Origin of the sequence: Snodgrassella sp. (assembly GCF_024103505.1) — a bacterium.
GTDB lineage: Bacteria > Pseudomonadota > Gammaproteobacteria > Burkholderiales > Neisseriaceae > Snodgrassella > Snodgrassella communis.
This window is the reverse complement of sequence record NZ_JAGGIJ010000003.1, coordinates 38,612-52,401: the sequence shown is the minus strand read 5'-3', so window position 1 is coordinate 52,401 and position 13,790 is coordinate 38,612. Positions and strand designations below refer to the sequence as shown.

Genomic DNA, 13,790 nt, shown 5'->3' with positions numbered 1-13,790 from the left:
ATACTTTAGCTTGTGCGGACTTATCTTTGGTAAGACTGTTTTTTTTTGATGCAGATTATTGTAAATAGTTACGCAATTGTTTCAGTGCTGCCCATGCTGTGGCTTTTAGGTGGCTCTGGCGCAGTAAGCGTGCCGGATGAGGGGATATGACGTATGGGATGTTATGCAGGTTCTGTGCTAGGGTGTTCTGGTCGAGCTGGCTGAATATCTGCCCTAGTAGGAGGATAGCTTGTGGTCTGATGTGCTGGATTTGTGCATTCAGGTAGGGCAGACATGCGCGCATGTGCTCGGCTGAGATGCGCAGGCTGACGTTGGGCGCACACTTGACTTGGCTGGTATAGAAAACTTCTTCGGCTGTGATATTGATGGCAGCCAGCATGTTGTTGAGTAGCTTGCCTACTTCTCCGCTGAAAAGTTGCTGGCTGCTGTCGTCTGGTGGTGCCGGATTGGAGCTGACCACCAGCAGACGTGCGTTGATTGCGCCGTAACCGGGCAGGGGAGTGCAGCGTTCCTGATGCAGATTGCAGCGGGTACAGGTTGGCAGTGTGCTGGGTATGGTGTCAAAACTGATGTTCAGTTCGTCTGCGATGGGGTTTAGGCTGCTGCTGTCGCTGCTTTCGTCTGTGTTTTTTTGTGCTACAGGTAGGGCAGCAGGCGCGCGCTGGCTGATGATTTGTTGTAAGGCGGCACGGTGACGGTTGACTGGTTGGGTTATGTGGGCATCAGTTGTAGACGGCGATTTGCCCGTGCTGACGGGTACGGTTTGGTGTGCGGGTGTTGCTTCGCTGTCTGTTTCGGTATTTTTTCCGGCTGTTGCTGGAATGATCAGATGAGCACTCTGTGATAACCACATGGGCCCGAGTCCCATGGCTTCGTGTAGGTAGAGATAGCGGCTGTCTAGCATGGTTTTTCCATTAGCACGGCATCTTCGCCATTGTGATAATAGTTTTTGCGCAGGCCACAACGTTGAAAACCGTTGTGTTTGTATAATTGTAATGCGCCGTAATTGCTGGCGCGAACTTCGAGCAGGATGCGGTTAATGTGGTGCTGCTGTGCCCACTGAAATAAATGTTCTAGTAATTGCTGAGCATACCCTTGTCGTCTGTGTGCCGGATGGGTATTGAGTAGATGGATTTCTGCTTCATCTGGTAATTTTTGCCAGACCAGCATGGCGATAATTCCGTGTTCAGGCTGGTCGATTACCCACACGGGCTGTAGCGTATTAATGCTGCTGCTAAGTTGTGCTGCCGACCATGGTGAGGGGTTGCACTGTTGTTCCAGTTCTTGTAAAGCGGGAATGTCGGTAAGAATGGCGTTGCGGATATTCATGCGGTCTGATTCGCAGCGCGTCTGGCTGCCTGTTCGGTGGCGGTTAGCGCAATTTTGTTGCGTACGTAAAGCAGGCTGGCATGGGCAGCATCGGTAGGGGCGTAACGGCCGGATAAGGCCAGTTGGGCATATTGCTGTGCGCCCGGCATAAGATTCTGCCCTGAAACTGGTAAGGTGATATCCAGTGCATAGGCGTTGCCAACGCCGCTAGCGGTATGTTGGCCAGCTGGCAGTCTGATGTTGTCGGCAGAATCGACTTGATAATCACTTAAGCGTTTATGATTCCGGGTGTCATACCAGGCAAAGAATAGTTCGTTCATGCGTGCATCTGTTGCGGCTAGTACGCAGGGTTGGTCTGGAGCCAGTGCAGCTACGGCGTCCAGACAGGGAATGCCAATTAGGGGTAGGTTATTTGGCAGTGCCAGACCGGTAGCTACGCCCAGTCCGATACGTAATCCGGTAAATGCTCCCGGCCCTTGAGCGTATACTATGGCATTCAGTTGCGCCAGTTTGAGGTTGGCTGTGTCTAATAATTGCTGAATACGCGGTAGTATCAGTTCGGATTGTTTTGCACCCACTGCTTCGTAAATGCTGTGGGTGTGCCCGTTCTGATGAAGTCCCAGTGACAGGTAGTTGGTGCTTGTATCGATTATAAGCAGGCGCGAGTCGGAGCTAATCATGGTGTGCCAATATGTTCAGTTAGGTTGGATTATACCTTTTTATGGTTCTTGTTTTTAGTTCTGTTGCTGCTTTGATGGTAAAGGTGAAAATTATATTTGCTGATTCGGGGTGATTCTTTAATAAGTAATTGTTTATGTTGTTGTGGCTGCTGCTGATGGTGCATATTGGTTTGTACTTTTGCAGGGGTAATGTTAAGTTAGTTGTTATGTTGGCTGTATAGGGATGGATGTTGTCTGTGACTGATTTGTATGTGGGGCGCTTTGCTCCCAGTCCTACTGGTTTATTGCATATTGGTTCGCTATTAACTGCGGTGGCATCTTATCTGGATGCGCGTAGCCGGCATGGCCGCTGGCTGGTACGTATGGAGGATTTGGATCCGCCGCGGGAAATGCCCGGTGCAGCCGCGGCTATTCTGTCTACACTGGAGGCTTTTGCGCTGCATTGGGATGGAGAGGTGGTCTATCAGAGCAGGCGCTATCATTTGTATGCGGCGGCGCTGGCGCAGTTACGTGCACATGAGTTGGTTTATCCGTGTTATTGCAGCCGTAAAACTGTGCAGGCCGAAGCGCGTGGTATGGGTGTGGATGGGGTTGTTTATGGTGGGCGTTGTGCATCGCTGAGTACGGATACATGCTTGTGTGCTGATAAAATGCCGGCGTGGCGTTTGCGGGTAGGGTCTGAGTTAATCAGTTTTCTGGATGCGGTACAGGGCTGGCAGCAGCAGTGTCTGGCCAGTGATGTGGGTGATTTTGTTTTGTTACGTGCTGATGGTTTCTGGGCATATCAGCTGGCGGTGGTGGTGGATGATGCTGCGCAGGGTATTAATCATGTTGTGCGCGGGCAGGATTTGCTGGTGTCGACACCGCGCCAGATTTATTTACAGCAGTTACTGGGTTTGCCTCAACCCACATATGCTCATTTGCCACTGTTGACTAATGCGTTGGGGCAGAAGTGGTCGAAACAGACGCAGGCACCCGCATTGGATCTGCACAGACGTGAGGCTTTGTTGCGGCAGGTTCTGGCTTATCTGGGGCTGCCACAGGCGCCACAGGTGGATAGTCTGGCTGATTTGCTTGGCTGGGCAGTGCAGCACTGGCAGCTTGAGCGGGTTTTACCACAGGCAATTGTGGCTGTTCAGTAGTTATGAGCAGAATGTTTTTTGATGATTTTATGCAAAGGGAGAAGCAGGTTGGCTAGACAGAATGTACAAGCCTCTGTGCCGCGGTCTTATCTGCGTTTATGGCAAAAGCAGCAACGCCGTTCATTCCTGTTGGCATGGATGCTGATGATTACGGTGGCGATACTGATTATTGTACAAAGTGCACTATTGGCCAATCTGTTTGCTCGGTGGCTCAATGGTGAGGGTGTGACTGCGGCATTACGTCAGTTTTTACCGGTTTTGCTGTTTTGCTGGTTGTTACGGCCGTTGTTGAGTTATGTTAAGGAACGGTTGTTGTTGCGTGCCAGTATGTCGATTCGGCTGCATTTGCGCAGCCGGTTATTAAAAGCACTTGCTTTTCTGGGGCCGGAACGCAGCCAGTACGGTAGTGATGGTGCGTTGTCAACGCTGGTGCTGGAACAGGTGGATGCTCTGGATGGCTATTTCAGCCGATATGTGCTGCAACAGCAACTGGCTGCATTGATGCCGTTACTGATTGCTGCGGCAACTTGTTTTTATAGTCCGTTTGCTGCTGTTCTGTTATTGCTGACTGCACCACTGGTGCCGGTTTTCATGATTTTGCTGGGGCAGGCTGCTGCACGCAAAAACCGGGCTCAGTTATCTGCTTTGGCGGCTTTAAGCGGGCGTTTTCTGGATTTGTTACGCGGTTTGCCAACTTTACGCCGTTTAGGCGCACAGCTACAGGCTCAGCAGGCCATTGATTCGGCTGCCGAGTCTTATCGTATGCGTACGATGGCCGTACTGCGTCTGGCTTTTCTGTCTACAGCGGTACTGGAATTGTTTGCATCGCTGGCAATTGCGCTGGTAGCGGTTTATCTGGGATTAGGTCTGTTGGGGGTGTTGCCGTGGGCCAATGGTCAGATTCCGGTACCTTATCAGGGTGCGCTGTTTATTTTGTTGCTTGCACCAGAATTTTATGCACCGCTGCGCCAGCTCGGAGCTGATTATCATGATAAGGCGAAAGCTGAGGCGGCAGCAGAGGCGTTGATTCCTTTATATGAGGTGGTAAATAGTGTGGCTGCTGTGCCTGCTAAAATGGATTTTGTGTTACAGACTCCACCGTGTTTGCGGGCAGAAAATCTGGTGGTGTACGGACGAGATAAGCGTATTCGTTTGCCACAATTCAGTTTTAATGTGCAAACCGGCGAACGTGTTTTGCTCAGTGGGGCAAGTGGCTGTGGTAAATCGAGTCTGTTGCAGGCTTTGCTGGGGTTTGCGCCTTATTCTGGTACTGTGTGGATTAATCAGCATAATTATGCTGATCTGAATCTGCCGCTGTTGCGGCAGTCGGTAGCTTATCTGGCGCAGATGCCGCCGATTTTGCCATTATCAATTGCTGAAAATTTACGTCTGGCTAATGCTGATGCCACTGATAAGCAGTTGCAGCAGGTCTTGCAGCAGGTAGGACTATGGACACTGGTGCAGGGTTTACCTAAACAGATGGCTACTTTACTGGGGGAACGTGGCCGTGGATTGTCTGGTGGTCAGTTGCAGCGGCTGGCTCTGGCGCAGATGCTGTTGCGCAATGCGCCACTGTGGCTGCTGGATGAACCAACGGCTCATCTGGATGCGCAGACTGCGGCGGACATTATGCAGCTGCTGGCGCGTTTGAGTGTTGGTAAAACGGTGCTGCTGGTGAGTCATGATGTCAGTTATGCGGGGTGGGTAGATCGAGAGATTGTGTTGTCTGGCCATCAGGAGCAATTATGATGAAACATTACCATTTGTTGTGGTCGGGACAGCAATTAAAATTATCGAATCTTTTATTGAGCCGCAAAGGTGTCTGGATGCTGGCGTGGCTTCTGGGGCAGGCAACGGCTATTGCCAGTATTGCTTTGCTGGCTTTATCAGGCTGGTTTATTACAGCTGCCGGGCTGGCGGGGGTGGTGAATCTGGCAACAGCCTATACGTTTAATTATTTTACGCCCGCTGGGGTAATCCGTTTGCTGGCCATTGTGCGAACGGCCGGTCGCTATGGTGAGCGTCTGGGATCGCATGATGCGGTGCTGGGTTTGCTGGCAGATTTGCGCAGTAGTCTGTTTGCGCGTCTGGCTACAGGTAAACAGCAGCAATCGGCATCTTTACGCCAGATGCACCGTTTGCTCAGTGATATTGAACTTCTTAATAACTGGCCGCTGAGTGTGGTTTTGCCATGGTTATGGGCACTCATTATGCTGCTGTGCATTCTTGGTTTAACTTCAATTGTGGCCAATGGGTTGCTGGCGTTGTATCTGGGTATTCCTTTATTGCTGGCAACAGTGCTTATTCCTGCTATGGCCGTCTGGTACGGGCAAAGCTGGGGTAGGCAGCAGGCTGCGCAAGCTGAGCAACGACGTTCAGCTTTGCTGCAACCGCTGGAAGCGTTAACTGCGCTATTACAGTGGCAGCAATGGCCGCGTTTTGCTACTGCTTTTCTTGCTGAAGACCGGATTTATGTTCATGAACAGTTACGCCAGCAGCAACTGGCGGGTAAGGTAGTGCTATTACAGCAGGTATGTCTGGCTGTAGCAGCAGCAATGCTGCTGTGGCTGGGGAGCACGCTGTCAGGCAATGGCACTTTATCTGTTGCGATGTTACTGGCCTTATTGCTGGCTGTGTTTGGCTTTGCGGAATTGGTGCTGGTACTGGGTATGAATATGATGACATATGGTTTGTGCCGGGCTGCGTGTGTGCGACTGAATGCTATTGTGCCGGAACAGACATTGGAGGAATGCGCCAAACAGGTCTTACCGGTACGATTGCATTTGCAGGCGCGGGGAATATCTGCGCGCTGGCCGGATGCGTTGAATGGTGCTGAAAATGTTAATTTTGATGTAATTAATGGTGATATTCTGCTGTTACAGGGCGCATCGGGCGCAGGGAAGTCAACACTATTGTCTGTGTTGGCGGATGAGCTGCAACCTGTAAGTGGCAAGCTGTATTGTAATCAGCAGACATTTTCAGCATGGCAATGGCAGGGACAGATAGCCTATCTGGCACAGCAGCTGGATATATTTGATTTGACTTTGGCCGAAAATCTGCGTTTGGGTAAAGCAGAGGCTACGGATGATGAGTTATGGGCGGTATTAACTGATGTCGGGCTGGCTGTATGGGCTGAGAATCAGCCTGAAAAACTGGATACGCCCTTGGGTGAATATGGTGCAGCGGTGTCGGGTGGGCAGGCGCGGAGGATTGCTCTGGCGCGTTTATTGCTGCGCCCTTATGCGCTAATGATTCTGGATGAGCCTTTTGCTGGTATCGATGAGCACACTCAAATGGCACTGGCATCGATGCTCAGGCGGCATCAGCAGCATGGGATTCTGATTGTGGCCAGTCATCAGCTTAATCCATGGCCGGATGCGCAAGTACTGCATATAGGTGGAAACTGACTTTGATAAATTGTTAGCTGATGTAATTTTTATTATGGTGATGGCATGTTTATTTTTGATAAGGAAATATTATTTGATGTAAATCAAGTTTATGTTGTGCAGATAAAATTCATTGTTTTATAATTAATACTTCTATGTATGTAGAATTTATGTTGTTAATGCAAAAGTTTAGTTGTTTATCTGTAATGTAAGTTTCATTTATCTTAATTTTTGCTTTTTTTGATGTAAGTTTAAATATATTCGTATCAGGAAATTTTTATTTTAAGTTTAAAATTTCTGATTTGTTATAGTACATTTTGTTCTATGTAATCAGGATAATATTTTAACTGGTGCTATTAAGAACTGAATAAAAATTTATTAATATAAATATAGGGAACAAAGCTATGGATTTGGTAGAACTGTCTAGGTTGCAGTTTGCACTGGTCGCGCTTTATCACTTTTTGTTTGTACCGCTGACACTAGGGATGACATGGATTCTGGTAATAATGGAGTCAGTCTATGTGTTAACCGGCAAGCAGATTTACAAGGATATGACGCGCTTTTGGGGTAAATTATTTGGTATTAATTTTGCTCTGGGGGTAACCACTGGGATTACAATGGAATTCCAGTTTGGTACTAACTGGTCGTATTACTCGCACTATGTCGGGGATATATTCGGTGCGCCACTGGCTATTGAAGGGCTGATGGCTTTTTTTCTGGAATCTACCTTTGTAGGTTTGTTCTTTTTTGCCTGGGATCGGTTAAGTCGCCCCGGTCATCTGATGGTTACTGTATTGATGGCTTTGGGCACCAATCTGTCTGCATTATGGATTCTGGTGGCCAATGGCTGGATGCAAGACCCGGTAGGCGCGCATTTCAACTTTGAATCCATGCGTATGGAAATGACTAGTTTTGCGGATATTTTCCTTAATGAGGTGGCGCAGAATAAGTTTGTGCATACGGTATCCGCTGGTTATGTAACCGGTGCGATTTTTGTGATGTCTATTTCTGCCTGGTATCTGTTAAAACGTCAGGATGTGGAATTTGCTAAGAAAAGCTTCCGTATCGCTGTTGCTTTTGGTATGGCGTCAATTCTGTCGGTGATTGTGCTTGGTGATGAGTCTGGCTATACAGTTGGTAAGTCGCAGCAAACTAAAATGGCTACGCTGGAGGCAATGTGGGAAACTGAACCAGCTCCGGCTTCATTTAATTTGATTGCTATACCAAATGAACAGGCAATGAAAAATGATTTTGCAGTTGAAATTCCGTGGGCAATGGGGCTGATTGGCACTCGGTCGCTGGATAAGCAGATTCCGGGGATTAAGGAAATTATTGTTGAAAATATTGAGCGTATCCGCAATGGTCGTGAGGCGGTAATTGCTCTGGAAGTGTTACGGAAAAATCGTACTGATGAACAGGCACAGGCCACTCTAAAAAAATATGGTAATGATCTGGGCTTTGGTCTGTTGTTGAAATCTTATGTACCGGATGTACGTCAGGCTACTGAAGCTGATATTGCTCATGCTGCACGAGAAACCATTCCACGTGTGACTCCGATGTTCTGGAGTTTCCGTATCATGGTATTGAGTGGCTTTTTGATGCTTTTATTGATGGCTGTGGCCTTTTATGCTTCGGTTAAAAATAATTTTGCTGAAAAACGCTGGTTGCTCAAGTGGACTTTCTGGAGTTTGCCATTGCCATGGCTGGCCTGTGAAGCTGGATGGTTTGTAGCAGAATATGGCCGCCAGCCATGGACAGTATATGGTGTATTACCAACCAATTTGTCTGTTTCTTCGTTAACTGCCGCCAATATCTGGGGATCAATTTTCGGGTTTGTAACGCTGTACACGATATTACTGATTGTGGAAATGTATCTTATGGTACGGTTTTCGCGTCAGGGGCCGGGCTCATTGGGCACGGGACGTTATGCCAATGAAGCTGAGCATTAGGAGTAGACTATGGAATTCTTGGATTATCCAGTATTGAAGTTCATTTGGTGGTTGTTGCTGGGGGTTCTGCTGATTGGTTTTGCCATTATGGACGGGCAGGATATGGGTGTAGGTGCTCTACTTCCATTTGTAGGCAGAAGCGATAATGAGCGCCGTGTGATTATTAATACGGTAGGCCCGCACTGGGATGGAAATCAGGTATGGTTTATTACCGGTGGTGGTGCTATTTTTGCCGCTTGGCCATATGCTTATGCCACCGCATTTTCCGGTTTCTACTGGGCAATGATGGCTGTGTTGTGGGCTTTGTTCTTCCGTCCGGTAGGTTTTGATTATCGCAGTAAAATTAATAATCCGCAGTGGCGCTCCTCTTGGGACTGGCTGCTGTTTGTCGGCAGTTTTGTGCCACCGCTGATTTTTGGTGTGGCATTTGGTAATCTGTTGCTTGGCGTACCGTTTCATTTTGATGATGATTTGCGTTCTTTCTATACCGGCACATTCTGGGGGCTGCTCAATCCATTCAGTCTGTTGTGTGGTGTGGTATCTGCTGCAATGATTATTTTCCATGGTGCAATTTATCTGGCTTTACGTACCGAAGATGTGGTGAGAGAACGGGCGCTGCGTGCCAGTACAATTGCATTAATTGTGGTGGTAGTAACGTTTTCGCTGGCCGGTATCTGGATTGATATGGGGATTAATGGATACACGATGGTAGCCGGAAGCTATTTACCAGCTGCTGCTCCGGATCCTCTGAATAAGCAGGTGGTTACTGCGGTTGGTTCATGGATGAAGAATTTTCAGCAATATCCGCTGTTACTGTTGATTCCAGTACTGGCATATGTAGGCTTTATTCTGGCATGGTTACTGGCGAAGAATGGTAAGAATTTTGTGGCATTCTGGTCTTCTGCACTTGGTCTGGCCGGGGTAATCGGTACAGCCGGTGTGGCGATGTTCCCTTTTATTATGCCCTCCAGTACAGACCTGCGTTCCAGCCTGACAGTGTGGGATGCCAGTTCCAGTGAATTTACTTTAACTGTGATGCTGGTGGCTGCAATTATTTTTGTGCCGATTGTGTTGTTTTATACCGGCTGGTGTTATCGGGTAATGCGCGGCAAGGTAACTGGCGAGCATATTCGCAAAAACGATCACAGTGCATATTAAAAATGGCTTTGCCTGCCAGTGCGCAGTGGCTGACAGGCAGAACACAAATCAAGGAGTTTTTTATGTGGTATTTCGCCTGGTGTTTGGGAATTGGCTTTGCCATACTTTTGGGAGTAGTAAATGCTTTGTGGGGTGAATATCAGCAGGACAGGGAAGCATCAGACCAGCAATCGCAATAACTGAAAATAGTTTGCAGGTTTAGTTTCAGCTGTATATATCCTGAATATTTGCTCAATTTAATGTTACTTTAGCTGGCTGTATACCATGAGTTGGTATACAGCTTTTTATGTGTAATTATAGTTATAATGAGTGTATTAATAACAATATTATGCTTTTGGTATGCTAATTTCTGCTGAGGTGAGGTAAGTTACAATAATTTTTCTGGAAAATCTTGCGCGTTTGCTTTAGTATATTTTGTGGTTTTTCTTTTAGGAAAGGAGCCCGATGAATAAATTGATACGAAATGGCTTGATGCTTTCTTTAGGGCTGTTGGTAGCGGTAAGCGCTGGCGCTAAGGATATTAAGATTGCAACTAATAATACTGCCTATGCACCAGAAGAAGTACAGAAACTGGCCAGCACCGCAGTGAAAATGGGTGTGAAACAACCCCTGAACATGAATCTGGCTGCCGGAAGTCTGACTGTATCTGGTAGCAGCAGTACCAGTTGTGTTATTAAGGTAGGTACAGCAAATACGCCACAAATAGCTGGTATTAGCTGTAAATAATATGATAAAAGGCTAATTGTGGCCTGAATGCTAAAAACTGACTAATCCGGTAGATTAGTCAGTTTTTATTTGTGGTTAAGACAATCTGGCAGTCGCTATGATAAATATGGATCTGTTGTGGCTGAGTATTTTAATACACGCCATTAAAGTGATTTGCTAGTCGATTCTGTGGTCTTATACTGTGGCTTTCTGGCTGAATGGTGTGGCTGTACAGCTAATCAGCTTTAAGCGGTACGGATTTACAGGCTATGTTAATGATGAGGAGTATTTTATGTGGTTAGGTACGGCAGCGGTTAATCTGGCTGTGGCTGTTATGCTAGGGGCATTCGGTGCGCATGGATTAAAGCATACGGCTAGTGCGCAGCAACTGCAATGGTGGTTTACGGCTACACAGTATTTTTTCTGGCATGCACTGGGCTTACTGGCATTGGGTGTACTGGCAAGAGTTATGCCGTCATTTGCGGTAAAAATGCCGTTTTGCCTGCTACAGCTGGGGCTGATTATTTTTTGTGGTTCGCTGTATCTGATGGCTTTAGGGTTACCACGCTGGTTGGGTGCGATTACTCCGGTGGGCGGGATATTAATGATTATTGGCTGGCTAATGTTGGCATGGCTGGCTTTTAAGCAGTAGTCATTTTCATTGATTCTGGCAGGAGGTATGCGATGTGTGGTTATATTCGCTCTATATGTTTTTGTCTGGTCCTGGCTGGCTTACTGGGTGGTTGTAATCATCCCTCGATCATGGCAGCCAAGGCTTCGGCTCGGCTAGGTAGCCAAAATGCAGTGCCGGTATCTTACCAGCAGGCGAGTAATTATTTTATTAAAAATACGGTAACTGAATCAGTACCACGGCATATTACTTCGGCAGAAGTGTTTGCCCGTTATTTTTCGGTGGCTGCAACCATGGGCGAAGCAGGGAAACCTACGCCGATTGATTTTACCACTCAGGACGTACTGGTATTTGATGTCGGAATAGTACAGCAACAATTGGATATCAGGCCATTGATTCTAAAACTTGTTCAAGACAGGCTGGTATTAAATCTACGTATCCGATCTGGTGCTGAGCTGGGTTATCAGATGCGAGCGTTTGTATTATTGATTGTGCCTAAAGGCTTACCTGATCGGGTTGAATTCAATGTACAAAGTGATTAGGCGCAATGGCTGTTGCTGTTTGTTATGATAAATTCGCAAAATTTTATTCTTTCAGCCGTTAAAAAGCAGTCTGTTATGACAGACTGCTTTTTAACTGGCAATTAGAAAGATTTATTTCTGACTTACAACCACCAGTTTGTGATTTACAAACTCTTTAATACCTAAATCACTCAGCTCACGTCCAAAACCAGAGCGTTTTACTCCGCCAAAGGGTAATTCGGCTACTGAATCACCAAAGCGGTTGATAAATACCATTCCGGTTTCGATTCGGGAGGCCAGTTTTTTTGCTCGCTCAATATCTTTAGAGAACACGGTGCCACCCAGACCAAAATGGGAATCATTGGCCAGAGCAATGGCTTGATCATCATTTTTAACCACATACAGTTGGGCTACCGGGCCAAAAAACTCTTCAAAATAGGCCGGATTGTCACGACTGATATCGGTAATCAGGGTAGGGGTGAAGAAGTTACCTTCGGCTGGCTGATTGCCACACAATACTTTAGCACCATGGGCGATGGCTGCATCAAGCTGTTTCTGCAAATTTTCTTTGCTTTTACGTGAGGAAAGTGGCGCCAGTGTAGTGTTTTCATCCAGCGGATCGCCCATTATGACTTTGGCAAAGCTGTCCTGTACAATTTGAATAAATTGCGGTGCTACTTTTTCGTGCACGATATAACGTTTTGCCGCGGTGCATACCTGTCCGGCGTTATATAGCCGGCCACCCACAGCGGTATGTGCCGCAGCTATTACATCTGCATCATCTGTCACTATGAATACATCATTGCCGCCCAGTTCCATAGTGGTTTTTTTCAGTTTGCTGCCGGCCTGTGCGGCCACAATGCTGCCAGCACTTTCGGAACCGGTTAGGGCAACACCCTGCACCCGTCTGTCGCTGATAATGGCGGCAATCTGGTCTGGGCTGACGAACAGGTTGGTATAGGTACCAGCCGGTGCATTGGCTTCGCGCAGTAAATCTTCTACCAGTTGCGCACACTGTGGTACATTGCTGGCATGTTTGGCTACTACCGGATTTCCTACTGCTATTGCTGGAGCAATGACGCGAATTAGTTGATAAATCGGAAAGTTCCACGGCTCGATAGCCAGAATAATGCCAATAGGATGATGTTCTACCCAGCCATCTCCTAGTTTGCTAGGATACGCTACTGGTTTGAGTAGGTCGGCAGCCTGTTCGGCATAGAATTGTACTATTTCGATGCAGTTGGCAATTTCGTTGCGACTTTCAATCAGAAGTTTACCCATATCCAGTGTGATGGTACGGGCAATTTTTTCCTGATGCAGAATCATAACATCTGCCAGACGGCGCAGTAATGCCTGTCTGTCGCTTATGTTTTCTGGTTGCGCCCATGCTGATTGGTACAAGGCATAAGCCTGATTCAGTGTATTTTCTATTTCAGTATCGGTGTGATTGCTGAACGTTTTAACCACTTCGTTGGTAAACGGATTGATAGTTTGGTAAGCCATATGCTGCTACTCCTTATAGATGTGATGGTAAGAATATTTTGTCTGTTAATAGGTGAGGCAGGGAAAACCTGTCATCTGGTTCAGGGGTATACGACTTTAGCGAAATAAGGAATAGAATCAGATATTAAAAATGATTGTACGGCAGTGATAAAGATTTTGCAAAGTGGCGTACGAGCCGTATAACAGACGGTGTGGGTTTGGCTAATAGTATGAATAAATTGGCCAGAATGTTGGTCTGGTTGGTCATAATATCTGTATCTACATGGCATTGAATAATACCAAATTCATGGGCAGCATTGTCAGTTAATGTATGGTTAGCCAGATGCTGGCGACTATAAGCGGATGCTATAGTAAGCTCACCAATCTGTATGCCTACCAGCTTGGTTTTGATGGTAAATACTGATGGCAGGGAGACAGGCTGTAGCTAACTTTATGATTAAATGTAATAGATGTGCTATCGGGTGGGTTCTGTCTGCGTTGACACGCTGGTGCTGATAAGTGTGGGTAACAGTTAATGCATGATTTCCTGATACTGCGATACCGGTAGGATAATGGCGGCTGCGGTGGGGCTGAACAAAATGGACATAGCGTTGTATTCTGTATAGCTGATGTTATGCCACTGCATTGGGGTTGTATTAATATGTGCAAGGTAATAACTGGTAACAATTAAGTAGATTGGGTGCTGCGGTATTTTTCCAGTACATATGGGTTTTTGAATTTTTTTATTATTACTCAAGCTGATATTGTTCAGCTTGAATAAAGAGATGCGGTTAATACTAAGATATT

At 46.9% G+C, this 13,790-nt stretch carries 13 protein-coding genes; 9 read left to right on the top strand and 4 right to left on the bottom strand.

The genetic code is table 11. The features are described from left to right. Positions 1-55 precede the first annotated feature (55 nt). The 3 genes from J6578_RS04425 to tsaB are packed head-to-tail and all read right to left on the bottom strand — an operon-like array spanning position 56 to position 2,009. The gene (locus tag J6578_RS04425; RefSeq protein WP_287953979.1) at positions 56-904 is read right to left on the bottom strand and encodes a uracil-DNA glycosylase; all 849 of its coding nucleotides are present in this window, start codon (positions 902-904) and stop codon (positions 56-58) included. Further along, positions 898-1,329, bottom strand: coding sequence for a ribosomal protein S18-alanine N-acetyltransferase (gene rimI, locus J6578_RS04420; protein WP_037490622.1), 432 nt, complete (start codon positions 1,327-1,329; stop codon positions 898-900). Before rimI ends, J6578_RS04425 begins: the two co-directional genes overlap by 7 nt. Continuing rightward, positions 1,326-2,009 (bottom strand): tRNA (adenosine(37)-N6)-threonylcarbamoyltransferase complex dimerization subunit type 1 TsaB, encoded by a 684-nt coding sequence (gene tsaB, locus J6578_RS04415; protein ID WP_100149927.1) that lies wholly within the window; start codon positions 2,007-2,009, stop codon positions 1,326-1,328. Before tsaB ends, rimI begins: the two co-directional genes overlap by 4 nt. Before the next feature lie 245 nt (positions 2,010-2,254). Between tsaB and gluQRS the strand changes: the two genes are divergently transcribed. From gluQRS to J6578_RS04370, 9 genes are all read left to right on the top strand, one after another. After that, positions 2,255-3,151, top strand: coding sequence for a tRNA glutamyl-Q(34) synthetase GluQRS (gene gluQRS / locus J6578_RS04410; RefSeq protein WP_239363563.1), 897 nt, complete (start codon positions 2,255-2,257; stop codon positions 3,149-3,151). A gap of 48 nt (positions 3,152-3,199) precedes the next feature. Continuing rightward, positions 3,200-4,900 carry a thiol reductant ABC exporter subunit CydD gene (cydD, locus tag J6578_RS04405; RefSeq protein ID WP_176715038.1) on the top strand — a complete coding sequence of 567 codons (1,701 nt, stop codon included), beginning with the start codon at positions 3,200-3,202 and terminating at the stop codon, positions 4,898-4,900. Beyond that, positions 4,897-6,558, top strand: a complete 1,662-nt coding sequence (locus J6578_RS04400; protein ID WP_287953978.1) for an amino acid ABC transporter ATP-binding/permease protein — start codon at positions 4,897-4,899, stop codon at positions 6,556-6,558. Before cydD ends, J6578_RS04400 begins: the two co-directional genes overlap by 4 nt. 383 nt (positions 6,559-6,941) lie before the next feature. After that, positions 6,942-8,486: a cytochrome ubiquinol oxidase subunit I gene (locus tag J6578_RS04395; RefSeq protein ID WP_287950182.1), complete on the top strand. Its 1,545-nt coding sequence runs from the start codon at positions 6,942-6,944 to the stop codon at positions 8,484-8,486. Positions 8,487-8,495: 9 nt separating this feature from the next. Continuing rightward, a complete protein-coding gene (gene cydB, locus J6578_RS04390) occupies positions 8,496-9,644 on the top strand; it encodes a cytochrome d ubiquinol oxidase subunit II (protein ID WP_100101785.1) in 1,149 nt (382 codons plus the stop codon). A 62-nt stretch (positions 9,645-9,706) separates the two neighbouring features. Continuing rightward, positions 9,707-9,823 carry a cytochrome bd-I oxidase subunit CydX gene (gene cydX, locus J6578_RS04385; protein ID WP_093091324.1) on the top strand — a complete coding sequence of 39 codons (117 nt, stop codon included), beginning with the start codon at positions 9,707-9,709 and terminating at the stop codon, positions 9,821-9,823. Between the two features lie 265 nt (positions 9,824-10,088). Beyond that, positions 10,089-10,370 carry a hypothetical protein gene (locus tag J6578_RS04380; protein WP_093091034.1) on the top strand — a complete coding sequence of 94 codons (282 nt, stop codon included), beginning with the start codon at positions 10,089-10,091 and terminating at the stop codon, positions 10,368-10,370. A gap of 181 nt (positions 10,371-10,551) precedes the next feature. After that, entirely contained in the window at positions 10,552-11,001 is a 450-nt protein-coding gene (locus J6578_RS04375; RefSeq protein ID WP_239362887.1) for a DUF423 domain-containing protein, read from the top strand. Between the two features lie 110 nt (positions 11,002-11,111). Continuing rightward, on the top strand, positions 11,112-11,522 hold the full coding sequence (locus J6578_RS04370) for a hypothetical protein (protein ID WP_287953977.1): 411 nt from the start codon (positions 11,112-11,114) through the stop codon (positions 11,520-11,522). 111 nt (positions 11,523-11,633) lie between these two features. On the opposite strand, the gene J6578_RS04365 is transcribed toward J6578_RS04370, so the two are convergent. Continuing rightward, positions 11,634-13,004: an NAD-dependent succinate-semialdehyde dehydrogenase gene (locus J6578_RS04365; RefSeq protein WP_287953976.1), complete on the bottom strand. Its 1,371-nt coding sequence runs from the start codon at positions 13,002-13,004 to the stop codon at positions 11,634-11,636. Between the last annotated feature and the right edge of the window lie 786 nt (positions 13,005-13,790).

Excerpts from the sequence above, each read along its gene's own strand:
- J6578_RS04380 (WP_093091034.1), top strand. The coding sequence starts at position 10,089 with ATGAATAAATTGATACGAAATGGCTTGATGCTTTCTTTAGGGCTGTTG.
- cydX (WP_093091324.1), top strand. The coding sequence starts at position 9,707 with ATGTGGTATTTCGCCTGGTGTTTGGGAATTGGCTTTGCCATACTTTTG.
- J6578_RS04425 (WP_287953979.1), bottom strand. The coding sequence starts at position 904 with ATGCTAGACAGCCGCTATCTCTACCTACACGAAGCCATGGGACTCGGG.
- cydB (WP_100101785.1), top strand. The coding sequence starts at position 8,496 with ATGGAATTCTTGGATTATCCAGTATTGAAGTTCATTTGGTGGTTGTTG.
- J6578_RS04365 (WP_287953976.1), bottom strand. The coding sequence starts at position 13,004 with ATGGCTTACCAAACTATCAATCCGTTTACCAACGAAGTGGTTAAAACG.
- J6578_RS04370 (WP_287953977.1), top strand. The coding sequence starts at position 11,112 with ATGGCAGCCAAGGCTTCGGCTCGGCTAGGTAGCCAAAATGCAGTGCCG.
- J6578_RS04400 (WP_287953978.1), top strand. The coding sequence starts at position 4,897 with ATGATGAAACATTACCATTTGTTGTGGTCGGGACAGCAATTAAAATTA.
- J6578_RS04395 (WP_287950182.1), top strand. The coding sequence starts at position 6,942 with ATGGATTTGGTAGAACTGTCTAGGTTGCAGTTTGCACTGGTCGCGCTT.
- rimI (WP_037490622.1), bottom strand. The coding sequence starts at position 1,329 with ATGAATATCCGCAACGCCATTCTTACCGACATTCCCGCTTTACAAGAA.
- tsaB (WP_100149927.1), bottom strand. The coding sequence starts at position 2,009 with ATGATTAGCTCCGACTCGCGCCTGCTTATAATCGATACAAGCACCAAC.